Origin of the sequence: Veillonella parvula, assembly GCF_047241225.1 — a bacterium.
Taxonomy (GTDB): Bacteria; Bacillota; Negativicutes; order Veillonellales; family Veillonellaceae; genus Veillonella; species Veillonella parvula_O.
The window spans coordinates 96,489-118,962 of sequence record NZ_JBKTIE010000005.1 but is presented as its reverse complement, the minus strand read 5'-3'; the positions used below and the strand labels follow the sequence as shown (position 1 = coordinate 118,962).

Here is a 22,474-nt window from a genome sequence, read left to right as displayed (position 1 = left end):
CGCGTTTTTCTATGGTATACTAAAGTATATTCATACTGAACAGAAGTAAGATGAGGATAGCAACATGAAACGTATTGCATTTATAGATTTAGGCTCGAACTCAGTTCGTTTTGTCATATATGAAATTTCTAAGACTGGTAGTTATCGACTGATATATCAAGAGAAAGAAAGTGTACGTCTCAGTGAGAATATGTGGGGAACTCACGAACTGACCAAAGAAGCTATGGAACGCTCTTTGCGTGCTCTAAAAGGTTTTGTACACATGGCTGATGCAATGGAGGCAAATACGATTAAAGCTGTTGCTACCGCAGCAGTACGTTTGGCTAAAAATGGGGATGCTTTTATTAAATCTGTAAAAGAACGAACGGGTTTGGATTTAGAATGTATTGCTGGTGAAGAAGAGGCTCGCCTGGGGTTTCTTGGCGTTATCAATACCATTGGACTTAAGGATTTTATTATTTTTGATTTAGGTGGTGCCAGTACCGAGATAACCCTTGTACGAAATCGTCATATTACAAAATCAGTGAGCTTGCCGATAGGGGCCCTTACCTTAACAGGTACTTATCAAAAGGGAGATGAATATACTCCTAAAGAACTTGATAAACTGACGAAAGTTGTGAAGAAAACGATTAAGGAACATACATGGCTTCGCAATGTGAAATTACCACTCCTTGGTATCGGAGGTACTGCTCGTAATATTGCTAAAATGGATCAACGCAAGTTATCTTATCCTATTACAAAGCTACATAATTATGAAATTCCACATCATAGATTTCATGAGATTTTGGAAGAAGTAAAAGGTAAATCTCTAGAGGAACGCAAAAAGATTAGTGGTTTATCATCGGAGCGCGCTGATATCATTATTGCCGGTCTCACTATCGTAGAAGAATTATTTAACTACGTAAATACTAAAACACTCGTTGTTGGTGGTTGTGGTCTACGTGAAGGCTTATTTTACGACTATTATGGAGAGCACTACTTAGGTGGTAACTCTATTATTGATGATATTTTAGTACATTCTGCAGAGAATGTCTTGTTAGGTATGACTAAACATGAGTTAGTTCATGCTAAATATATTACAGGTTTAGCTATTAAACTGTATGATGTATTAGAGCCACTTCATAGAGCTGATAAAAATACAAGACGTTGTTTGATTGCTGCTAGTTTATTACATGATATTGGTAAACGGATTAACTATTATAGTCATGCCCGCCATGGCTGCTATATGCTTGTCAATAGTAATTTATATGGGCTTTCTCATGTTGAACAAGCTTTTAGCGCGTTCCTTGTTATGAACTCTCATGGTTTGACACCAAAAGAGTATAAAAACTTCTTATACGGTAAATTATTAGATCAAGAGCAGCGTTTGTTGGGACAAAAAATATCTATTATTCTGGCCTTAGCTGAAGCTCTTGATGAAAGTCATGAACAATTTATTCGCCATTTATCCGTGAATCTAAAATACACTAGCGTACAATTAGTAGTAACCTATTTGAACGGTCGCGATATAAGTGTAACAAAAGCGGCTGTAGAGAAATTAGGAAAATCTTTCAAAAAAGAATTTAAGAAAACATTAGAAATAGAGTGGAAGGAAGCTCGTAAGGAGGCATAATGGCATTACCAAAAGCGTTACGATATGCAGTGCTACATGTAGGCTCCAGTAGCATGAGTATTACTATTTTAGAATACAAGGGCATCGATGATGTACGCGTTATAGATTATGCAGCTAGGGAGGTAACCTTTGGGGAAGAATTATTCCAAACCTCTCGTTTGAGTTTTGAAACAATTGAGGAAATTTGTCATATCTTAAAAGGATATAAACAATTAATGGCCGATTACGGTGTGAGTCGCTCTAGATTATATGGAACTACTGTAATACGTGAAGCCGCTAATCGTCGTAGTATTCTCGATCAAATTTATATTCAAACAGGTATGCGTGTTGAGGTTATCGACATGCCTAAAGAGGTGTATTACAAATATGCCTTGCTATACTACAAGATGACTAATCAGTACCGCTTGACGGATCCTACAAAGGCAACATTATTCCTTGATATCACTTCTGGTGGTGTAGGTTTAACCGTTTGGCGTGGTGAAAGCTTATTATTCCAGCGCAATATGCATAGCGGATCTTTGCGTGTTATGGAATCTTTTAATCGCAACCAACGTTCCTCTACATCGTTTCCGATGGCTATTACCGAGTATTTACATCGCATGATAGGCCCATTGCGGGAGGAGCTTAAGACCTTCAATATTAATAGTGTTATTTTATCAGGCGATGAAGCTCAATATATGGCGCGTCTCATGGGAGATGGAAGCAATAAGGACGATATTATTACCATTGAACCAGAACGTTTTAAAGGTTTCGTCAATTCCTTTGATGGTGTAACGGCCACTAAGTTAATCAATCGATATAAACTACCTGAATATAAGGCAAATATTTTGATGCCCACTATGATTTTGTTTAATGAAATTATAACGGCTATAGAGCCAAAGTCGTTAATTTTTAGTAGCTTCTCCTTCTCGCAAGGGATTAGCTGGTTCTATGGAGTTGAGGCGGAAAATAATCCCTTTATGTATCAACTGCGTGAGCAAAATGCTCAGCTAGCTCGTGCTGTTGCCGCTAGATATCATACTGACAGCATTCATGATGCTGAGGTGGAACGTTTCAGTTCTTTATTTTGTAAAACATTACGCCATAAAGGTTTACCGGAGCGGTGGGGTTACTTATGCCGCATTGCAGCTATATTGTGTTCTGTAGGGAAGTTTGTTAATTTACGAAACCATGGAGAGCATGCGTATCATATTGTGATGGGCACAGATATTTTCGGGCTTTCAGAAGAAGAAAAACAAGTAGTTGCAAATGTCGTATTTTATCACTATAAGGGAACTCCATCTGATGATGATACATATTTTAATTCCTTGACAGAATTACAAAAGATTCAAGTTACAAAGTTAGTAGCTATCATTCGTGTGGCCTGTGCTCTCGATGCAGGAAGTACCCAAAAAATCTCAGATGTTATATTGGAAGAGCGCGATAATGTATTGTATGTATTCTGTCGCACTAATGAGGATATCTCACTAGAATGGTGGACGTTTAATCGAGATGCTGAATATTTTACAGAAGTATTTGGTATGGAACTTATGCTTGTAAGAGGAGGTGACCGCCATGTTCAGTAATGCTAAATATTATTTTAATCGTGAATTATCTTGGCTAAAATTTAATCAGCGTGTACTATTAGAGTCTATAGATACAAATACTCCGCTGTTGGAGCGATTGCGTTTTATTGCTATTGCTAGTTCTAATCTAGATGAGTTTTTTATGATTCGCGTGGCGGGGTTACGTCATCAAGTTGTGAATGGCATTGTTAAATATGATGCGGCTCATATGGATGCAAAGGCACAATTAAAGGCGATAGATGAATCTGTACAACGTCTTGTTGCTATGCAAAGTATGTATTTAAATAATGTTTTGACTGAACTAGAAAGTTATGGTTTTTTCTTTACACATCCTAATGAGCTAGACGTAAAAACAAAAGCTTGGTTACGCCATTATTTTGAAGAACATATCTACCCCGTAGTAACACCATTGGCTGTTGATTCGGGGCATCCATTCCCATTTTTAACGAATCATACTATTAATGCAATTGTACGTATCTTTCAAATACAAGATGATGGAACTAAGGATTACAAGATTGCTATCTTGCCAATACCATCTGTATTAGATCGAATCATTGAAGTTCCGAGCCGAGGTAATAAGGAACATCGATTTGTTTATCTAGAAGATGTCATTACTTATTATGCAAATCAATTCTTCCAAGGTTACGGCATTGAAGATTATATGGTTTTCCGTATTACTCGTGATGCAGACCTTGAAATAGATGAGGAAGAAGCAACAGATTTGCTATCTGAAGTAGAGGCATCCTTGCGGCGTCGCCGTCGTGGTGATGCGGTACGTCTTGAGGTTTGTGGAGAGATAAAGGATCACTTATTAGACTTTGTCCTTACAAGTGTAGAATTAGAGCAAAAGGACGTATATCGCATTGATGGACATTTAGATTGCCGTATGTATTTTGATTTCTGTAATTATCCAGGTTATGATAAGCTCCGATATGAACCGTTTGATCCTAAGATTCCTAGTGAATTAGTTGATTATGAAGGTGATAGCTTATTTTCTATTATTGGGAAGCAAGATCTTTTTGTTCATCATCCCTTTGAATCTTTTGCTGTGGTTGAGCAATTTATTGCACAAGCAGCTATAGACCCTGATGTATTGGCCATTAAACAAACATTATATCGCGTTAGTGGGGACTCTCCGATTATTGCGTCCTTAATAAAGGCTGCAGATAATGGAAAACAAGTAACCGTGCTTATGGAGGTTAAGGCACGGTTTGATGAAGAAAACAATATTCATATGGCTCGACGACTCGAAAAAGCGGGGTGTCATGTTATTTATGGCTTAAAAGGTCTTAAGACACATTCTAAAATTACTATGGTGGTACGCCGGGAAACGGATGGTATTAGGCGGTACGTCCATCTAGCAACGGGAAATTATAATGGTAAAACAGCTCGCATGTATACTGATTGTGGTATATTTACTTGTAATGATGAGTATGGCGATGATGCATCTCGTTTCTTTAACTTGATTTCTGGATATTCTGACCCACCGATTTGGAATAAGTTTATTGTAGCGCCTTTAAATTTACGTGAAAAAATTATGGAACTTATTGACCGTGAAATTGAGTTTGCCAAAAACGGGGAAGAAGCCTATATCATCTGTAAGATGAATTCTTTGCTCGATAAAAAGGTCATTGCCAAGTTGTATGAAGCTTCTTCGGCTGGTGTTCGTATAGATTTAATTGTGCGTGGTATTTGTACGCTTCGACCTGGCATTGCCGGTGTTAGTGATAATATCACAGTACGCTCTATTGTGGGGCGTTTTCTTGAACATCATCGTTTGTTCTACTTCCGTAATGGAGGGAATGAAAGTCTGTACCTATCTAGTGCAGATTGGATGCCTCGAAATTTGAATGAACGTGTAGAGCTTATGATTCCTATTGAAGATAAACGCCATAAAGAACGGGTAAAAAGTATTTTAGATTTATATTTAGATGATACATTAAAAGCTCATTTTATGAGAGCTGATGGTTCGTATCATAAAATCAATGATCGAGAGAATCCTATATCTGCTCAAGAGGAGCTAATGAAAGCTGCTATTGAGCATGAACACAGAGAGTCAATGACGGTCATTGAACGGTTACAACCAATGTTAAAAATGAATAGATAATGAAGAAACCTTAATATATTAGGTAATGAATTTTAATACAATTACATAACATATAAAAAGCCCATTATATGGGCTTTTTTACTTTCTTATACATTTAAAAATGAGGGAAAAGTGAAGTTTTGAGTGTTCTAGAAAATGTTGGTAACAATTAAAAAACACATAAAAATACAAATTTAGTAATAAAAAATCTATATATACTATATGTGGTATTAGTGTTGTATATATGTACACAATTCGGAATATATTGTATAGTATTTAAAAATATCGATATGTACGCATACAGTGGACTTCTATTAAAAAATACAAAATACAAACTGTTATAAATTCAGTGTTTATAAATGGTTTTGACTTATTGTTAACTTACGGTGTTTGACAGGTTGTATCTATCTGTAGTAGAATAATACCATTACAGGAGGAATTACAACATGAGAATTCATAAGACACACAAGCGATATATTTCGTCTGTTGTTGCCGGATTGATTGTAACAGCTGTAACCATGACCGGTTTTTCTTATAATGATAAAACCGTTACCGTTATGGTAGATGGTGCAGCACACACTGTTAGAACGCATTTAAATTCTAACGAAGGCATTGTACGCGATGCTGGGGTTAAGTTAAATCCAAATGATAAAGTTATTTCTAGTTCATCTACAGTTCAAAATGGAACAACCTTAACGGTTGTTCGTGCTATTCCAGTTTATGTAACTGTAAATGGTAAAACAAGAGCTGTATTCACTACAGAAACAACTGCTCAAGGTGTTGCTAATGAGCTTGGTTTCAAAGCACCTAACTATGTAGTAGTGGGCGATGAAAATGGATCTGTTTTAAGTGGTACACGTATAACAATTGCTCAAGTAACAAGCCGTTCTCTATCTACAGTAGATCAAGAAGTTGCTGTTGAAGTGGTTCGTCAAAAAGATGATACTATGGCTAAGGGCGAAGAAGAGGTTGTTCAAGTTGGTCAACCCGGCTTAGAACGAGTACAACGTGAAACACTATATAGTAATGGTACAGTTATTAAAACTAATGACGTATCTAAAGTAACACAACGTGCAATGGTACCTACAATTATTAAAGAGGGTACTCGTGAGGTGACTACATCTCGCAATGTGGCGGGTCGTGCGTCTCGCGCTATCGTAATGGAAGCATCTGCTTATCTTGCTGGCGATGGTGATGGTGCTGGTATTACAGCTACGGGCTTACCTGCAGTACGTGGCATTGCTGCAGTTGACCCAGATGTTATTCCATTGGGAACACGTTTATTTATTCCTGGTTACGGTGAAGCTATTGCTGCCGATACAGGTGGTGCTATAGTAGGTAACAAAATCGATCTTGTAATGGACTCTTATGGGGAGGCTATGGACTTTGGTCGTCAAGACGTTACAGTGTACGTTTTAGATTAATATAATAAAAGGACGCCTTACATATGTAAGGCGTCCTTTTATTTTAACTAGTCTTCAATATATGGAATTAAGTATTCGTATTTGGTACCCTTTAATTCTTCTTTAGGGATAAATCTTAAAGCTGATCCATTGATACAGTAGCGAAGAGAGCCATTAGGCCCATCTTCAAATACATGACCTAAATGAGCATTACCGATGCGGCTACGAACTTCTATGCGATTCATACCATGTGAGTCATCTTGGTAATATTTGATAACATCTTTAGCTATTGGCTTAGTAAAGCTAGGCCAGCCACAATGAGAATCGAATTTATGGGCTGATACAAAAAGGGGTTCTCCAGTTGTAATATCAACATAGAGACCTGCTTTGAACTCATCTGTTAGTTCATGACTGAAAGGTGCATCAGTAGCAGAGTTTTGAGTTACTTCAAACTCTTGCGGCGTTAAAGCCTTTAAATCTTCCTGGGAAGGTTTAGTATATACATTGTCATCGATGAGTGGTTCATTAGATAGACCTAATGGAATGTGACAATAGCCATTAGGATTTTTGTCTAAGTAATCTTGATGGTATTCCTCGGCAGAGTAGTAGCTCTCTAACGGTAATACTTCAATAGCAAATGGTTTGCCTTCAAAGTCTTGAGCACGAGCTAAGGTGCTTTCAATAACGTCCTTATCTGTTGAATCAGTATAATAAATACCCGTGCGATATTGAATCCCTACGTCACCACCTTGTTTGTTGACACTAAAGGGATCAATAGCACGTAGGAAATATTGAATTAAGTGATCTAAAGATAATATATCAGCATCGTAAGTGACCTTGAGGGCTTCTACGTGCCCACTATTGTGGCATACATCTTCATAACTTGGATTTTCTGTAGGACCATTAGCATAACCTACTTCAGTAGTAAGGACACCGGAGATCTTTTTGATATACCCCTGAAGGCCCCAGAAGCAACCACCGCCTAAATAAATAGTATGTTCACTCATTTAATCACCCCAAACTTCATGAGCTATTTCTTTGACTAATGCGAGTTTAGCCCATTGTTCTTCCTCGGTCAATTGGTTGCCAATTTCACAGGATGCAAAGCCACATTGAGGGGATAAGCAAAGTCTTTCGAGGGGGATATATTTTGTTGCTTCTTTGATACGTTCTTTGATGACTTCTTTGTCCTCTAACTCTGGGCGTTTAGATGTGATAAGGCCTAATACAACTTTTTTATTAGGAGAAACTTCGCGCAATGGCTCAAAACCTCCGGAGCGATCATCATCAAATTCTAAGTAATAAGCGTCTACATTTTCTTTGGCAAATAGAATAGGGGCGATAGGTTCGTAACCACCGCTAGCAGCCCAGGTAGAGTTGTAATTACCGCGACATACATGTGTAGTAAATGCTAAATCTTTAGGGCGACCTTCGAGTGCCAAGTTATTTAAACGTAAATATTTAGCAGTTTCACCTTCGATGGTTACGCTTTTATCTTTTTGACGACCTGTCCAATAAGCATGGTCACAGCACATACCCCAAGTACAATCATCAAACTGGATGTTACGGCAACCAGCGTCATACAATTCTTTGATAACTTGACGATACGCAGCGGCAATGTCTTGAATGAGTTCTTCTAAATCAGGGTAGAAGGAGCGTGTTGTAATGCCGTTATCCTCACGAAATAATTCAGCTAAGAATTGGGATGGGGCTGGGATTGTTTGACGCGCCGTAGTATTTTCGTCTTCAAATTGTTTTACAAATTTGAAATGCTCAACGAATGGGTGGTTTGTTCCCGTAATTTTGCCAGTAAGGGCGAGGGAGCCGGGTGCTGTTTCTTGACCAACAAATTTGTAACCGTGTTCCAGTTCAATTTTTTTTACGCCGTTAAATCCCCACATGAAATCTAGATGCCAATAGGCACGACGAAACTCACCATCTGTAATAACTGGTAGGCCAGCAGCCTTTTGTTTTTGAATGAGGTCTATAATGAGACGATCTTCAACGGCTGTTAATTCTTCTCTAGAAATATTTCCATTATTGAAAGCTTCGCGTGCTTCTTTTAATTCTTCAGGACGTAGGAAAGAACCTACAATATCAAAGTGGAATGGTGCTGTATGTTTAGCCATAATAATAATCCTCCTTATATAAACGGTAAAACCGATAGTTTCGATAGATTTATTATAGCTAAGTATGATTATATATAAAAATATCAATATGTTTGAGTTATATATAGCTTGAAGTTATGTCTGTGAGTAATTTTGTACTTTAAGTTATACCCAAGAAGGCACTCTCTAAAAAGAGAGTGCCTTCTTTATGGATTATCTGATACATCTAAAATAAACAGTATTGTTGTATAGTTCTATAAATAATATGATATATAATTATTTTTTGTCTTTCGGTAATTGAATATGTCTACCGTAATTACTAACGTATTGTTCTAGGGCGTGGATATATTCTTGACCCAAACGGCTGCGTTGCATTTTATTATTAGTAATATAGCCGATGTGCATTAAACCTTCTTCGGCAAGTGGTACTGAAATGATGTTTTCACCATTTACCTCTTTATCGATTACACCACTAGATACCGTATATCCATCAAGTCCAAGCAGTAAACTAAATAAAGATGCTCTATCTCGAACACGGATATGTTTTGGGCGTACTACAGTACTGAAGATTTCTTCAGAAAAGTAGAAGGAATTATGATCGCCTTGTTCAAAGGAAATATATGGATATTCCTCTAATTCGTCCATAGAGACTACATTTTTATTGGCTAATGGATGTGTTTTTCCGATGAAAATATGTGGGTGGGCCGTAAATAGTTCTGTAAAGGTTAATTCGTTAGTGTGAATTAATTTTTCCAATACAGGACGGTTGAAATCATTATAATAGAGTAAGCCAATTTCACTCTTCATATGAGCTACGTCATCGATGATTTCATAGGTTTGTGTTTCGCGTAAGGATACATCGTATTGATCGATTTCAGCGCCTTTTAAAAGCTCTACAAAGGCATTGACTGCAAAGGAGTAATGTTGAGTAGACACAGAAAATTGTTTTTTACCACCGCTTTGGCTCTTATATTGCTCCTCTAAAAGGGCTGCTTGTTCTAACACTTGGCGCGCATAGCCGAGGAAGCGTTCCCCTTCTTTAGATACAGTAATTCCTTTATTAGTACGATCGAAAATGGTAATACCCATTTCTTTCTCTAGTTCTTTAATAGCCTTGGTGAGACTCGGTTGAGACACAAATAATCTCTTGGCTGCCTCACTAATACTGCCTATATTGGCAATTGTTGTGACATACTTTAATTGTTGTAAGGTCATAATTGGCCTCCTTTTATATATTACACTATTAATACTACTCGATTATAAGTATTTAAGCAATGTTATATATATGTTACAATGTATTAATAGAATAAAAGGGGGATATATGTTAAAACAAGTCATTGTCGTAGAAGGAAAATCTGATATACAACGTATCGCTCAAGCTGTAGAGGCTGATTGCATTGCTACAGAAGGATTTACCCTCAGAAGAGGTGTTATCGATATGATTCGCGTTGCCTATGAAAAGCGTGGCATTATCATATTAACGGATCCTGATACGGCAGGGGAACGAATTCGACGTGTCTTGACGAAGAAATTCCCTAATGCACAACATGCTTTTGTCCCTCGCGACGAAGCGTTTGCAAATGATGATATTGGCATAGAACAAGCCTCTCCTGAGTCAATCAGAAAGGCTTTATCTACATTACATGTAGAGTCTTTAGAATCATCCAACGAATTTACTATGGCGGACTTAGTGCGTCACGGACTGTCTGGTATGCCTGATAGTGCGGCTCGTCGAGCAGTTATTGGTGCTAAATTAGGTATTGGATACGGTAATGGTAAACAATTTTTGTACCGTTTAAATCATTATGGTATAACTCGAGATGCTTATGAAGAGGCAGTAAATTGTTAAAATAGGAGTTAAGATGTTAGAATCAGTAATTGCAAGCCTAGAGGTTGTGCATTATATATGTAAGCGCTTTGATATTAAAATGAGCAAAAAGCTAGGGCAAAATTTTCTTATTAAGCGAGGCATAGTTGATGAAATTGTACATGCTGCAGAATTAACCGTAGGGGAACCTGTTCTAGAGGTCGGTCCTGGTATTGGTACGTTGACACAAGGTTTAGCGCAAAGTGGGGCAGATGTAACGGCTATCGAGCTGGATCGTCGCTTATTAGAGGTACTAGATACGACATTGGCATCTTATGACAATGTACGTATCATTCATGGTGATGTGTTAAAGCTTGATGTGCCAACGATTATGAATCACAAACCTTTTAAAGTGGTTGCCAATTTGCCATACTATATTACAACACCTATTATTATGTCTTTGTTGGAAAGTAAACTACCTATTGAACGTCTCGTTGTGATGGTGCAAAAAGAGGTAGCTTTACGCATGGTAGCAAAGCCTGGCACAAAGGACTATGGTGCATTATCTGTTGCTGTTCAGTATTATACGGAACCAGATATTGTTCTTGATGTACCGCCTAAATCCTTTTTACCAGCTCCAGCAGTAACTAGTTCTGTTATTCGTTGCGTATTGCGCGATAAACCACCTGTAGATGTGATTGATGAGAAACTATTTTTTCGCGTTGTGAAAGCTGGTTTTGCTCAACGCCGTAAAACATTCTCTAATACGATGAAGACAACGGGTTTAACAAGGGATAGAATTGAAGAGCTATTAGCAAAAGCGAATATTGATGGACAACGAAGAGGTGAGACCTTTACACTTCAAGAATTTGCCGATGTAGCCAACGCATGGGCAGCTTTAATCAAATAGTATAATACATAAAGAGCTTATTGGACTGATAAAATATCATTCCAGTAAGCTCTTTTTCATGAAAAAAGGACCCGAATGGGTCCTTTTTAGTTAGTAAAGAATACCAGCCATGGTTGTAATGAGGAAAGCATTTGCAAAGTCAATTAAGAATGCACCTACTAAGGAAACTACGAGCCAAGCACGAGGAGATGGGCCGTGTTTACTTGCTAAGGATAACATGTTAACTAATGCGTTTGGTGTAGCACCTAAACCGAAACCGATAGCTCCGGAACCAAGCATAACTGCATCGTAGTTGCGACCAAAGAGAAAGTAAATAAGGTATGCAAATACACAGATAAGTGCCATTTGTACAACTAAGATTGTAATAAGTGGTAAAGCAAGATCAATTAATTGAACTAACTTTAAGCTGTTGATAGCCATTGTTACGAATAAAGATAATGCTACATTAGATACCGCATCAAGAGCTGCATCGTTGATTTTGTATGCTTTAGTAAAATCACCAAAGTTACGAATTACTGCTGCACAAATCATAGCACCAATATATGCAGGTAGTGGAGTAAGAACAGATAATCCAGCACTTACGATGGTACCGATGCCTAATGCAAGGCCAATCCACATACAAATTGTTAAAAGATCTTGAGAGTTGAACTGTTTGCCACCACTTTCAACGTGATCTTCGATCATATCGATGCCTTCATCCTCCATTAACTCAGGATTTTCATAAGGTGTTTTAACTTTATGCATTTTAATAATGCGTTCACCTACAGGCGCACCGAGGATTGTACCAGCTACCATGCCAAATGTTGCAGCTGCAACTGCTGCGGAAGCGGTACCAGGGATACCAAGTAATTGTTCGTAATATGGACCGAAGGCACCAGCTGTACCAAGGCCACCAATCATAGATACAGAACCAGCCATGATGCCAATAATTGGCTCAATTCCTAATGCTTTAGCAATCATAATACCTGCAGTATTTTGTACTACAATCCACACTGCACATGCTAAGAAGAAGAAAATAATGAAGATACCACCTTTTTTGAGGACTTTTAAGGATGCCATTAAACCGATAGTGGTAAAGAAGGCAAGCATTAGAAATGTTTGCAAGGAACCTTCAAAGGTAATGTTTAAGATTTTATAATAAGACAAAATAGCAGTTAAAAATGCAAATGGAAGAGCGCCTACGGCTGGTGCAGGCATACACATACGTTGTAAGAACTTGGAATGCTTATTGATCCAAGTACCGATGAATAAGGTAATTACAGCAAGACCTACAGTTTGAATCATGGACAGTTTTAAGGTCCATACATTGTTGACTAGGGCTAAGTCAATAAGTGGCATAAAATCACTCCTTTAAAATAAAAAATAAATCTGAATTTTATGGTATCATGAATGGTCAAAAAATACTATAGAATATATAACGTATAAAAAGTTTACATTTTTATCTTTAAACACTCATAATAACACAAAAAAAACAATAATATTAATAAAGCTATTTTTATGATTATACATATAAATATAGAAAAGTAATAGTATATATTACTTATGTACATAATCATACTATATGTATTCGACTTAAATCTGTGATTTTCCTTCTTGTTATAAAAAAATAAACTGGAATATATTTTTTATATTTATAATTATATAAAATATACTCCAGTTTTAAAATTTAATATTTTTATGTTATTTCGTAAGGCTCTAAATTATAAATGCGATAAATTCGTTCTATAAATGCATGTTAAGATATAACTAAAATATATATACCTAGCAATAAGCTAATTAGAAGTTATAGCTCATGGTGTAATTTAGGGGTTGTTAAGAATGTTACATCCGGATTACGCTCTTGAACCCAACCCATTTGCCATTCGTTAGAGATAAGAACTACGGTGCGATCCCGATTATCTTTTACAATCATCGCATTATCTATACCTTTTAAGGCTGCAATATCAACTTCGCCATCAATCCAACGGGCTACACCATATGGCAATGTATGATTTAATAAATCAACGCCATATTCATTTTTGAGGCGGTACTCAAGAACTTCAAATTGAAGCATACCTACGGCACCGACCACGAAGGAATCAAGGGCACCTGGTTGTTCAAAGATTTGAACAGCCCCTTCTTGAGCCAATTGAGTCATACCCTTTTGGAATTGCTTACGTTTCATAGTATCTTTCGGGGATACACGAGCAAAAAACTCAGGAGGAAAGACAGGGAAGTCGCCAAAGGTTACTTTATGCTTTTGTGCACAAAGCGTATCTCCTACGCCCATAGTACCGGCATCAAAGACACCGATAATATCGCCAGGGTATGCATCTTCTACGATGGTACGTTCCGTAGCCAAAAATTGTTGAGGCTGAGATAGGCGGATTGTTTTATTAGATTGACGATGTAATACGGACATACCTTTTTCGAATTTACCAGAGCAAATACGCATAAATACGATGCGGTCATGGTGATTTGGGTCCATATTAGCTTGGATTTTAAATACTAGAGCAGAGAAGTCTTCACTAGTAGGTTGCACTATTTCCTCTATCGCTTGTCGTGGAGCAGGGGATGGAGCTAGTTCCAAGAATTTTTCTAAGAATGGTTTTACCCCGAAGTTCGTCATAGCAGAACCGAAAAACATAGGTGTTAATTCACCAGCACGAACCTTATCAAAATCGAATGGATCGCCAGCAACGTCGAGCAACTCAATATCGTCAAGCAATGCTTGGTATACATCGTCACCTAATAACTCTTTCATACGAGGATCCGTTAACGCCCCTTTTTCAGAAGCTAACTTTTCTTGACCATGTGTTTCGTCTTTTGCAAAGAGCTCTATAGTTTCGTGTTCTCTATCGTATACGCCTTTGTATTCGCCATTAATACCGATAGGCCAGTTCATAGGACACGTACGAATACCGAGAACATTTTCGATTTCTTCCATTAGATCGAATGGGCTGCGACCGAAATGGTCAATTTTGTTTACAAATGTAAAAATAGGAATACCGCGTTCTTTTGATACAGCAAATAGCTTCTTTGTTTGGGCCTCTACGCCTTTTGCTACGTCAATAAGCATGACAGCACTATCAGCAGCCATCAATGTACGGTATGTATCTTCAGAGAAGTCTTGGTGACCAGGAGTATCAAGGATGTTTACGCGACAACCATCGTAGTCAAATTGCAACACGGAACTTGTTACAGAGATACCACGTTGTTTCTCGATTTCCATCCAGTCGGATACGGCGTGTTTTGCAGTTTTACGAGACTTTACGGAGCCTGCTAAGTGAATAGCACCACCATATAATAGTAATTTTTCCGTTAATGTTGTTTTACCCGCATCCGGGTGAGATATGATAGCAAACGTACGACGACGTTGTACTTCTTCTAAAAATGTCATGATTCACCTCTATTAATATGTTTGTAAAAGCAGATAAATCTTTAGGTTCTACTTTCACAGTCTATATATCGTAAAAATTATACATGATTTTTCTAGTTATGACCACTAAATTGTAGTATAATGAGATTTCATAGAACGGCTTGGGGTTTAGCTGTTATCTTCATGTTAAGGAGGGGGACCATGCGGTTATTTATTGCGGAAAAGCCATCCATGGCTCGCGAAATCAGTAAATGCTTGCCGGAAAATAAGAATATCCAAAAGCGGAATGGCTATTTTATCCAAGGTGACGATGTGGTGACCTGGGTAGTAGGTCATGTACTGCATCAGGCTGAGCCCGGAGATTACGATGATAAATATATCCGTTGGCGTCCTCAAGATTTGCCTATCGTACCAGTTGAGTGGAAATTGCTTGTCACAGATAGCAGCCGCCAACAGTTTGAGATTGTAAAAGACCTTATCGGCAAAGCTGATGTCATCGTCAACGCAGGTGACCCGGATCGGGAAGGGCAACTCTTAGTTGATGAAGTTTTGTACTATGTAGGTAATACAAAACCAGTACAGCGTATTCTATTAAATGCGCTCGATGAAAAATCCATTCGTTCCGCTCTTGATGATTTGAGAGATAACAAGGACTTTCACAATCTATATCAATCTGCATTGGCAAGAGCGCGGGCAGACTGGCTCATTGGGATGAATTTATCTCGAGCATATACACTATCTGAACGTTATAAAGGGAATAAGGTAACATTGCCAATTGGTCGTGTAAAGACGCCAACGTTAGCTCTTGTTGTACGTAGAGAACGAGAATTAGCTGCATTTAAACCAGTAGACTATTTTACTGTAAAGGTATTATATAACCATCCTAATGGGGTGTTTTGGGCGACTTGGCAGCCTACAGACGAACAAAAGGAGCTTGACCCAGATGGACGACTCATTAATAAAGCTATTGCTGATGAATTAGTAGAACGTTTACAAGCTGGACCAGACGGTTTTATTAAAGGTGTTACAAAGTCTAAGAAAAAAGATGTACAACGATTGCCTTTATCCTTATCATCCTTACAAGTATTGGCAGGTAAAGCCTTTTCTTATGATCCACAGACTGTACTTGATACAGCGCAAAAATTATACGAAAAGAAATTAACTACCTATCCACGTTCTGATTGTGAATATTTACCACCCAATCAATATGATGATCGCAATGCAATCCTCAACAATCTACAAAATGCAGGTGATGAGAGATTAGCACAGTGGGCTGCCGATGCAGATCGTTCTATTAAGAGCCGTGCTTGGAATGAAAAGAAAATTACCGCCCATCATGCTATTATTCCTACAACGGTGGCTTGCAATATAAATAGTTTGTCCCAAGAGGAGCGAAATATTTATTTCCTCATCAGTCAAGCTTATATTGCTCAATTTTATGGGGAGCATATTTACGAGCAAACTAAAATTGTAGTAGAACAATGCAAGGAAGAGTTTGTAGCTAATGGTCGTGTAGTTATCGAAGAAGGATGGAAATTGCTTTATAAACGACATAAGTCTAAATCTACGACGGACAATGACGAGCCCGATCTAACCGATGAGCGTGGGGCTGAATCAGACCCTAAAAAAGAGATTATTGAAGAAACGGACCACTTGCCAGCAGTTAAAAAGAACGATACTGTTTTATATACGGATTCTTCTGTAGAGGCTAAACAAACAAAGCCACCATCCCGTTTTACGCCATCCACATTACTACAAGCGATGAAGGAAATTCATAAATTCGTAAAAAATGAAGATTTGAAAAAACAATTAAAGGCTGTATCTGGTATTGGTACAGAAGCAACGCGGGCAAACATAATTGATGAGCTTATCAGTCGAGGCTTTATGAAAACGTCAGGGAAGAAGCAAGTCTTATCTCCAACGGAAACGGGCTATCTCTTAGTAGATGCTCTGCCAGAAGAGCTGCTTTATCCTGATGAAACAGCTGTTTGGGAAGAACGCTTAGCACTTATGAGCGAAGGAGAGGATACATTAGATTCCTTCTTAGCGGATCAAATTAAGTTTTTAAAATTATTAATTGATAAACTTGGTTTTGATAAAGTAATAAACTCTGATCAAATGATGCCAAATGTGGTACGAACTATAACGAGTCAAAATCGTAAGCGCCCTATGGATAGTGAAAGCGTAGACTTGTCTTCCTTACCTGTATGTCCTAAATGTAAAAAAGGACGTTTGCAACAGCGGAATGGTAAATTTGGTGCCTTTTTAGGGTGCACGAATTATCCTACGTGTAAACATACGCAGCCAGTAGAAGGGGATACTTCTAGTGTTGAAGGTAATATTGAAGTATCTGATGAAGATAAACAATATAAATGCCCTAGATGTAACGTAGGTTACTTTGTGAAACAAGAGGTGAGAGGTCGAACAAACTGGATTTGTAGCAATCGATCTCAATGTAAGACCCAATGTTCTGATGTAGATGGGGTACCGAGCATTTATGCTAATAAATAAAGTAACCAATAAAAGGTAACTTATTATCGGTAAATATATATATAAATATAGATTATTGTAAAGTTTTTAGTTATGTTTTTAGTTATCTAAGATTACCAAGAAACAACTATTTTTACAGTGATAATAAAAAGACGCGTACAGCTTAGCTGTACGCGTCTTTTTTGAAAATGTTCTTGTAGAAGAAAAATTGTTTCATTTAGTTTAGGATATTAAGCCGAATTTTATCTGCGTTTGCCACGACGCCCCGTTTGGGAGGTAGAAGCACGGCGTTGGCGTGTATTGGAGCCTTTGTGGCCTCGTGCTTTGTGAGCTTTCGCCTTAGTGGATTGGTAAGTGCTTGTAACCTTAGGTTTACTAGCTGATTTTGTGCGTTTTGGCGCAGTACTGGCGTTGCCCTTAGTCTTAATCTGACCATCTTTTGTATATTTGGTAAGCGTAGCTTGAATAGCTCGTTCAATACGTCTTAACCAAGCCTCATCCTGTGGAGTTGCAAATGTTACAGCAATACCTGAGTTACCAGCACGACCTGTACGTCCAATTCGATGGATATAGTAATCTACATCGCGAGGTACGTCGTAATTATATACATGTGTGATACCTTCAATGTCGATACCGCGAGCCGCAATATCGGTAGCTACTAAGATTTGTGTTTTCGCTTTTGCAAAGTCTCGTAGAATTTGTGTGCGACGACCTTGTGTCAAGTCACCGTGCATTTCTGCAATATTAAGCCCTGCTGCGGTTAACTCGTAGGATAAACGAATGGCACCTTCCCGTTTATTACAGAATACAATTGCTAAGAATGGATTGTCATCTTCAATCATTTTGATGAGACGTTGTGTTTTTTCTTCAGGATTCATCATATACACTCGTTGATCAATTGATTCGAGCGTGATATGTTTGCCTTCTGCTGTTACAGAAATAGGTTTAGACATGTATGCCTTTGCGAGATTTCGGATTTTATCTGGAATTGTTGCAGAGAATAGCAACAGTTGCCTATTAGCGTCTGTTTGGCTAATGAGATTTTCAATATCTGGTAAGAAACCCATATGCAACATTTGGTCTGCTTCGTCTAGTACAACACGGCGAATACAATCTAAATGTAGGGAACCGCGTTTTGCGTGATCTAATAATCGACCAGGTGTACCTAGAATAACTTGAGGACGACGTCCCAGTTGCTGTAGTTGGGCTTCAATAGTTTTACCACCGATGAGAGGGAGGATATCTACATTTAAAATAGAACCTAGTTCCTTCGCTTCGTCGGAAATTTGTTTAATTAGTTCCCGTGTAGGTGCAATGATAAGCACTTGTTCTTGATGAACATCAGTATGTACACGTTGTAAAATTGGCAGTAAGAAGGCTAGTGTCTTCCCCGTGCCTGTTTGAGCTTTTGCTATGACATCATTCCCTTTAAAGACGACAGGAATGGATTGTTCTTGAATTGGCGTGGGCTCCTTGATACCTTGTTTTTGTAGGGCTATGATGAGCTCATCACAAACACCTAAAGATTTAAAAGATTTCATGGATTGTCCTTTCTATAATACATATTATATTAATTATACAGTATGCACATACTAGGGGCAAATGAATTGAACTTGGAAGATTTATAGTCTTAATATATTCTAGACTCAAAAAAATATTATAGTACTTTCGAATATATTTTTTGATAATATATAGAAAAATATTGATATAATTAAGTGAAATGAGAAATGAAAACATTAAAATAACTACATTTAAACTATTTATAAACTGTTAATTGAGAATGTGTTAGCATTTGTAAATGATAATCTTTGTAGTGTTTATTGATTACTGTATCTAAATATATAGCCATGAAATATTAAATTTCAGCTAGTATTCAGTATTTTATTAGATAATCATATAAATAATCTCATATTAAATATGATAATAAAATATAGATATGAGATAAAAATAAACCATAAAAATGATAATAATTGTTGAAATTAATGCTTGATTTGATATAATAATTTAAGATATTAATACGCATTATTATTTTGTGTGGTTAATATGAGGTTGTTAGGTACAATAATTAGGAGGTGTCGTATGGCTATCAAAAAGTTGAAAGACATGAAGCCAGGTGAGTCTGGTCTTATTGTTGCACTACATGGCAGTGGCAATGTTAAGCATCGTCTAATCGACATGGGTCTCGTACATGGTACAAAAATCCATGTTATGAAGTTTGCCCCTTTGGGTGATCCGGTGGAAGTCAAAGTAAAAAACTTTGAATTAGCACTTCGTAATAGCGAAGCTGGCATGATTGATGTAGAGGTTCAATAGGAGGTTCACATGGCAGAAAATGGGCAAATTCGCATTGCCTTAGCAGGTAACCCTAACTGTGGTAAAACTACAATGTTTAACAATATCACAGGGGCGAAGCAACACGTGGGTAACTATCCAGGTGTTACAGTAGAGAAAAAAGAAGGCCATACGAAATTTGATGGCCATGAGTTATTATTCATTGACTTACCAGGTACATATAGCTTAACAGCACGTTCCTTGGATGAGTTGGTGGCGCGTAATGTTATCGTAAACGATAACCCAGATGTAATCGTTAATGTTCTTGATGCATCTAACTTGGAACGTAACTTGTATTTAGCGGCTCAACTATTAGAATTAGAAAAACCTATGGTTATTGCCTTAAATATGTCCGATGTTGCTGAAGATATGGGCATCAAATACGACCTAAAAAAAATGGCAGAAATGACAGGGGCTACAATTGTTAGCACAGTAGGTCGTACAAACATTGGTACAAAAGAGTTGTTAGCAGCAACAATTAGTGTAGCTGCTTCTCAAAAAGCTCCTGGTGTAACAATTAACTATGGTGATTTGTTAGAAGGCAAAATTAGTGAACTTGTAGAAGAACTAAAACAAGCTGGTACTGTTACATATCCACTTCGTTGGATTGCTGTTAAGTTGTTAGAAAAAGATGCGGACGTTATTGGCAAAGTTATGCGCTTTGATAATACGGAAGCTGTTATTCAAAAGGCTGAAGCTATTCGTGAAGAAATTAAAGATCAAGTCGATCTTGATGTAGTATTCCAAGAATATCGTCACCGCTTCGCAGTAGAAGTATATAATACATGTTTAACACAGGCTCCTACACAATTAGAAACGCGTTCTGACCGTTATGATAAAATTTTAACTCACCGTATTTTTGGTTTGCCAATTTTTATGGGTGTAATGTGGTTACTATTTAACTTCGTAAATACTGTAGGTGCTATTCCTCAAGCTTGGATTACAGATGGCTTTACTGCATTACAGGCATGGGTTGTAACAGTTATTCCAGAAGGTCAGTTACAATCACTTATTTCTGACGGTATTATCGCCGGTGTAGGTGCTGTACTATCCTTCGTACCATTAATTCTATTATTATTCCTTGGTATCTCTTTCTTGGAAGATACAGGGTATATGGCACGTGCTGCCTTCGTTATTGACCGTGTAATGCGCGCTTGTGGCTTACATGGTAAATCGTTTATTCCTTTATTATTAGGTTTTGGTTGTTCCGTACCATCCGTAATGGGTGCACGTATACTTGATAACTACAAAGATCGTATGGTAACAATCTTAATTACTCCATTCATGAGTTGTTCTGCACGCTTACCTGTTTATACTTTGTTTGCAGCAGCATTTTTCCCTCCTGAATGGGCTGGTACTGTAGTATTTGGTGTGTATGCATTAGGTATTGTATTTGGTATCGTATTTGCTAAAATTTTCCGCAAATATTTATTTGCTGGCGAAGCAGAACCATTCGTAATGGAACTGCCTCCATATCATTTACCAACTTTAAAAGCTACATTAACTCATATGTTTGAACGTGGTATTATGTACCTTAAAAAAGCAGGTACTTTCATCCTTGCTGCTTCCATCCTCGTATGGTTCATCACAACATATCCAATGGATGTAGAATATTCCAAAGATTATGATGCATTGCATGATCAAGTAGCTCAAACATATGAAATGAAAGATGCTGAAACTTTGGCTCATTTTGGTATCACTACAGATGAACAAAAAGATCAAGTTAATGAAATCGTTGACAATATGAAATCTACTGTAGAAGATGCTACTTCAGCAGCAGAAGATAATGGTGAAGATGCTCCTGAAATTGAAACGGAAGATGATTCTGAAGCACCTGAATTATTCAATGATATTAAAGATGAAAATAAAGACTTGTTCCCAGCAGCATGGGCAATGTATAAAAACAGTGCTAATTTAGATGCTGAAAATGACAAACTTGATAAAGAACAAGCTTCTGAAAAACTTGAACAATCCTATGCAGCATCCTTTGGTAAAGCTATCAACCCAGTGCTAGAACCATTAGGCTTTGACTGGAAAATGGGTGTATCTCTCGTAGCTGGTTTAGCGGCTAAAGAAGTTGTTGTATCTACATTGGGTACAATTTATGCAGTAGGTGGCGATACACTTCACCCTCAAGCATTGACTGATTACTTACAAAATGATCCACACTTTACACCATTGATTGCATTAACATTAATGCTATTCATCTTGACTTACCCTCCATGTATCGCAGCTTTAGCAGTTATTAGACGTGAAACTGGTTCTTGGAAATGGATGTTGTTCATGTTCTTCTATGAAAATGCATTTGCATGGATTGCATGTTTCATCTTCTATAACATAGGTCGCGCATTAGGTTTCTAATCTAGAGTCGCTAAATAGGTGTATTTAGCCACTTTTAGATTCTTTAAACAAAAATGAATAAAAAAAATGCGATTTTGTTATAGGTAATTTAAAAATAATACTTGATAATTATCAATATTCGTGGTTAAATGATAATGAGAAAAGGGAAATATCCTTTAGATATTGCTTTTATCTTGTTTATCACTAAGACACATATTGTAATTTAGTAGATATTGAGAAAGAGGAATAATAATGGATAATCTTGTTATAGGACTCATAGTTGTATTAGCATTAGCTTATATCGGTACTAAAATTTATAAGCAAGTGTCTGGAAAAGGTGGTTGCGGCTGTGGTGGCGGCGACTCTGATTCTAGCTCAAAGAAATCCTCTGGTTGTGGTGGTAGCTGCAGCTGTGATGGTTCCAATAAGGCTTTAGGCATTAAACGTACTGTTAAGTAAACTAA

At 37.5% G+C, this 22,474-nt stretch carries 16 protein-coding genes; 10 read left to right on the top strand and 6 right to left on the bottom strand.

Features of this window, described 5'->3' with window-relative positions; all coding sequences use genetic code 11:
* Positions 1 to 64 precede the first annotated feature (64 nt).
* The 4 genes from ppx (at position 65) to ACLRYO_RS09280 (ending at position 6,687) form a co-directional block, all read left to right on the top strand.
* Positions 65 to 1,612: an exopolyphosphatase gene (ppx, locus tag ACLRYO_RS09295; protein WP_413084843.1), complete on the top strand. Its 1,548-nt coding sequence runs from the start codon at positions 65 to 67 to the stop codon at positions 1,610 to 1,612.
* Positions 1,612 to 3,177, top strand: a complete 1,566-nt coding sequence (locus ACLRYO_RS09290; RefSeq protein WP_413084842.1) for a Ppx/GppA phosphatase family protein — start codon at positions 1,612 to 1,614, stop codon at positions 3,175 to 3,177. The genes ppx and ACLRYO_RS09290 overlap by 1 nt, the downstream gene beginning before the upstream one ends.
* The gene (gene ppk1 / locus ACLRYO_RS09285) at positions 3,167 to 5,284 is read left to right on the top strand and encodes a polyphosphate kinase 1 (RefSeq protein ID WP_413084841.1); all 2,118 of its coding nucleotides are present in this window, start codon (positions 3,167 to 3,169) and stop codon (positions 5,282 to 5,284) included. The genes ACLRYO_RS09290 and ppk1 overlap by 11 nt, the downstream gene beginning before the upstream one ends.
* 425 nt (positions 5,285 to 5,709) lie before the next feature.
* Positions 5,710 to 6,687, top strand: coding sequence for a 3D domain-containing protein (locus ACLRYO_RS09280; RefSeq protein WP_004693280.1), 978 nt, complete (start codon positions 5,710 to 5,712; stop codon positions 6,685 to 6,687).
* Positions 6,688 to 6,734: 47 nt separating this feature from the next.
* Here ACLRYO_RS09280 and msrB read toward each other — a convergent pair whose 3' ends face one another.
* The 3 genes from msrB to ACLRYO_RS09265 all read right to left on the bottom strand — a co-directional run bounded on the left by msrB (position 6,735) and on the right by ACLRYO_RS09265 (position 9,989).
* Complete coding sequence (gene msrB, locus ACLRYO_RS09275; protein ID WP_412225936.1) at positions 6,735 to 7,673, bottom strand: peptide-methionine (R)-S-oxide reductase MsrB; 939 nt, start codon at positions 7,671 to 7,673, stop codon at positions 6,735 to 6,737.
* Complete coding sequence (locus ACLRYO_RS09270; RefSeq protein WP_413084840.1) at positions 7,674 to 8,795, bottom strand: 5-methyltetrahydropteroyltriglutamate--homocysteine S-methyltransferase; 1,122 nt, start codon at positions 8,793 to 8,795, stop codon at positions 7,674 to 7,676.
* A 255-nt stretch (positions 8,796 to 9,050) separates the two neighbouring features.
* Positions 9,051 to 9,989, bottom strand: coding sequence for a LysR family transcriptional regulator (locus ACLRYO_RS09265; RefSeq protein WP_412225940.1), 939 nt, complete (start codon positions 9,987 to 9,989; stop codon positions 9,051 to 9,053).
* Between the two features lie 106 nt (positions 9,990 to 10,095).
* Here ACLRYO_RS09265 and rnmV point away from each other — a divergent pair, with 106 nt between their 5' ends.
* A complete protein-coding gene (gene rnmV, locus ACLRYO_RS09260) occupies positions 10,096 to 10,623 on the top strand; it encodes a ribonuclease M5 (RefSeq protein WP_316689536.1) in 528 nt (175 codons plus the stop codon).
* A 13-nt stretch (positions 10,624 to 10,636) separates the two neighbouring features.
* Positions 10,637 to 11,491: a 16S rRNA (adenine(1518)-N(6)/adenine(1519)-N(6))-dimethyltransferase RsmA gene (gene rsmA, locus ACLRYO_RS09255; protein ID WP_412225942.1), complete on the top strand. Its 855-nt coding sequence runs from the start codon at positions 10,637 to 10,639 to the stop codon at positions 11,489 to 11,491.
* Positions 11,492 to 11,581: 90 nt separating this feature from the next.
* Here rsmA and ACLRYO_RS09250 read toward each other — a convergent pair whose 3' ends face one another.
* Positions 11,582 to 12,829, bottom strand: coding sequence for a sodium/glutamate symporter (locus ACLRYO_RS09250; RefSeq protein ID WP_105086586.1), 1,248 nt, complete (start codon positions 12,827 to 12,829; stop codon positions 11,582 to 11,584).
* A 445-nt stretch (positions 12,830 to 13,274) separates the two neighbouring features.
* On the bottom strand, positions 13,275 to 14,870 hold the full coding sequence (locus ACLRYO_RS09245; protein WP_413084839.1) for a peptide chain release factor 3: 1,596 nt from the start codon (positions 14,868 to 14,870) through the stop codon (positions 13,275 to 13,277).
* A gap of 180 nt (positions 14,871 to 15,050) precedes the next feature.
* Between ACLRYO_RS09245 and ACLRYO_RS09240 the strand changes: the two genes are divergently transcribed.
* Positions 15,051 to 17,360 (top strand): DNA topoisomerase 3, encoded by a 2,310-nt coding sequence (locus ACLRYO_RS09240; protein ID WP_412224965.1) that lies wholly within the window; start codon positions 15,051 to 15,053, stop codon positions 17,358 to 17,360.
* Between the two features lie 221 nt (positions 17,361 to 17,581).
* Here ACLRYO_RS09240 and ACLRYO_RS09235 read toward each other — a convergent pair whose 3' ends face one another.
* Complete coding sequence (locus tag ACLRYO_RS09235; protein ID WP_024061223.1) at positions 17,582 to 18,880, bottom strand: DEAD/DEAH box helicase; 1,299 nt, start codon at positions 18,878 to 18,880, stop codon at positions 17,582 to 17,584.
* Positions 18,881 to 19,418: 538 nt separating this feature from the next.
* Between ACLRYO_RS09235 and ACLRYO_RS09230 the strand changes: the two genes are divergently transcribed.
* The 3 genes from ACLRYO_RS09230 to ACLRYO_RS09220 all read left to right on the top strand — a co-directional run bounded on the left by ACLRYO_RS09230 (position 19,419) and on the right by ACLRYO_RS09220 (position 22,469).
* On the top strand, positions 19,419 to 19,652 hold the full coding sequence (locus ACLRYO_RS09230; protein WP_413084838.1) for a FeoA family protein: 234 nt from the start codon (positions 19,419 to 19,421) through the stop codon (positions 19,650 to 19,652).
* A 9-nt stretch (positions 19,653 to 19,661) separates the two neighbouring features.
* Positions 19,662 to 22,031: a ferrous iron transport protein B gene (gene feoB / locus ACLRYO_RS09225; protein WP_413084837.1), complete on the top strand. Its 2,370-nt coding sequence runs from the start codon at positions 19,662 to 19,664 to the stop codon at positions 22,029 to 22,031.
* 231 nt (positions 22,032 to 22,262) lie between these two features.
* Positions 22,263 to 22,469: a FeoB-associated Cys-rich membrane protein gene (locus ACLRYO_RS09220; RefSeq protein ID WP_105086582.1), complete on the top strand. Its 207-nt coding sequence runs from the start codon at positions 22,263 to 22,265 to the stop codon at positions 22,467 to 22,469.
* The last annotated feature ends 5 nt before the right edge of the window (positions 22,470 to 22,474 follow it).

What these genes read in the sequence shown, in the direction of transcription:
- ppk1 (WP_413084841.1), top strand. Translation starts at nt 3,167, where the DNA reads ATGTTCAGTAATGCTAAATATTATTTTAATCGTGAATTATCTTGGCTA.
- rnmV (WP_316689536.1), top strand. Translation starts at nt 10,096, where the DNA reads ATGTTAAAACAAGTCATTGTCGTAGAAGGAAAATCTGATATACAACGT.
- ACLRYO_RS09235 (WP_024061223.1), bottom strand. Translation starts at nt 18,880, where the DNA reads ATGAAATCTTTTAAATCTTTAGGTGTTTGTGATGAGCTCATCATAGCC.
- ppx (WP_413084843.1), top strand. Translation starts at nt 65, where the DNA reads ATGAAACGTATTGCATTTATAGATTTAGGCTCGAACTCAGTTCGTTTT.
- msrB (WP_412225936.1), bottom strand. Translation starts at nt 7,673, where the DNA reads ATGAGTGAACATACTATTTATTTAGGCGGTGGTTGCTTCTGGGGCCTT.
- ACLRYO_RS09220 (WP_105086582.1), top strand. Translation starts at nt 22,263, where the DNA reads ATGGATAATCTTGTTATAGGACTCATAGTTGTATTAGCATTAGCTTAT.
- ACLRYO_RS09245 (WP_413084839.1), bottom strand. Translation starts at nt 14,870, where the DNA reads ATGACATTTTTAGAAGAAGTACAACGTCGTCGTACGTTTGCTATCATA.
- ACLRYO_RS09240 (WP_412224965.1), top strand. Translation starts at nt 15,051, where the DNA reads ATGCGGTTATTTATTGCGGAAAAGCCATCCATGGCTCGCGAAATCAGT.
- ACLRYO_RS09265 (WP_412225940.1), bottom strand. Translation starts at nt 9,989, where the DNA reads ATGACCTTACAACAATTAAAGTATGTCACAACAATTGCCAATATAGGC.
- ACLRYO_RS09270 (WP_413084840.1), bottom strand. Translation starts at nt 8,795, where the DNA reads ATGGCTAAACATACAGCACCATTCCACTTTGATATTGTAGGTTCTTTC.
- feoB (WP_413084837.1), top strand. Translation starts at nt 19,662, where the DNA reads ATGGCAGAAAATGGGCAAATTCGCATTGCCTTAGCAGGTAACCCTAAC.
- ACLRYO_RS09290 (WP_413084842.1), top strand. Translation starts at nt 1,612, where the DNA reads ATGGCATTACCAAAAGCGTTACGATATGCAGTGCTACATGTAGGCTCC.
- ACLRYO_RS09280 (WP_004693280.1), top strand. Translation starts at nt 5,710, where the DNA reads ATGAGAATTCATAAGACACACAAGCGATATATTTCGTCTGTTGTTGCC.
- rsmA (WP_412225942.1), top strand. Translation starts at nt 10,637, where the DNA reads ATGTTAGAATCAGTAATTGCAAGCCTAGAGGTTGTGCATTATATATGT.
- ACLRYO_RS09230 (WP_413084838.1), top strand. Translation starts at nt 19,419, where the DNA reads ATGGCTATCAAAAAGTTGAAAGACATGAAGCCAGGTGAGTCTGGTCTT.
- ACLRYO_RS09250 (WP_105086586.1), bottom strand. Translation starts at nt 12,829, where the DNA reads ATGCCACTTATTGACTTAGCCCTAGTCAACAATGTATGGACCTTAAAA.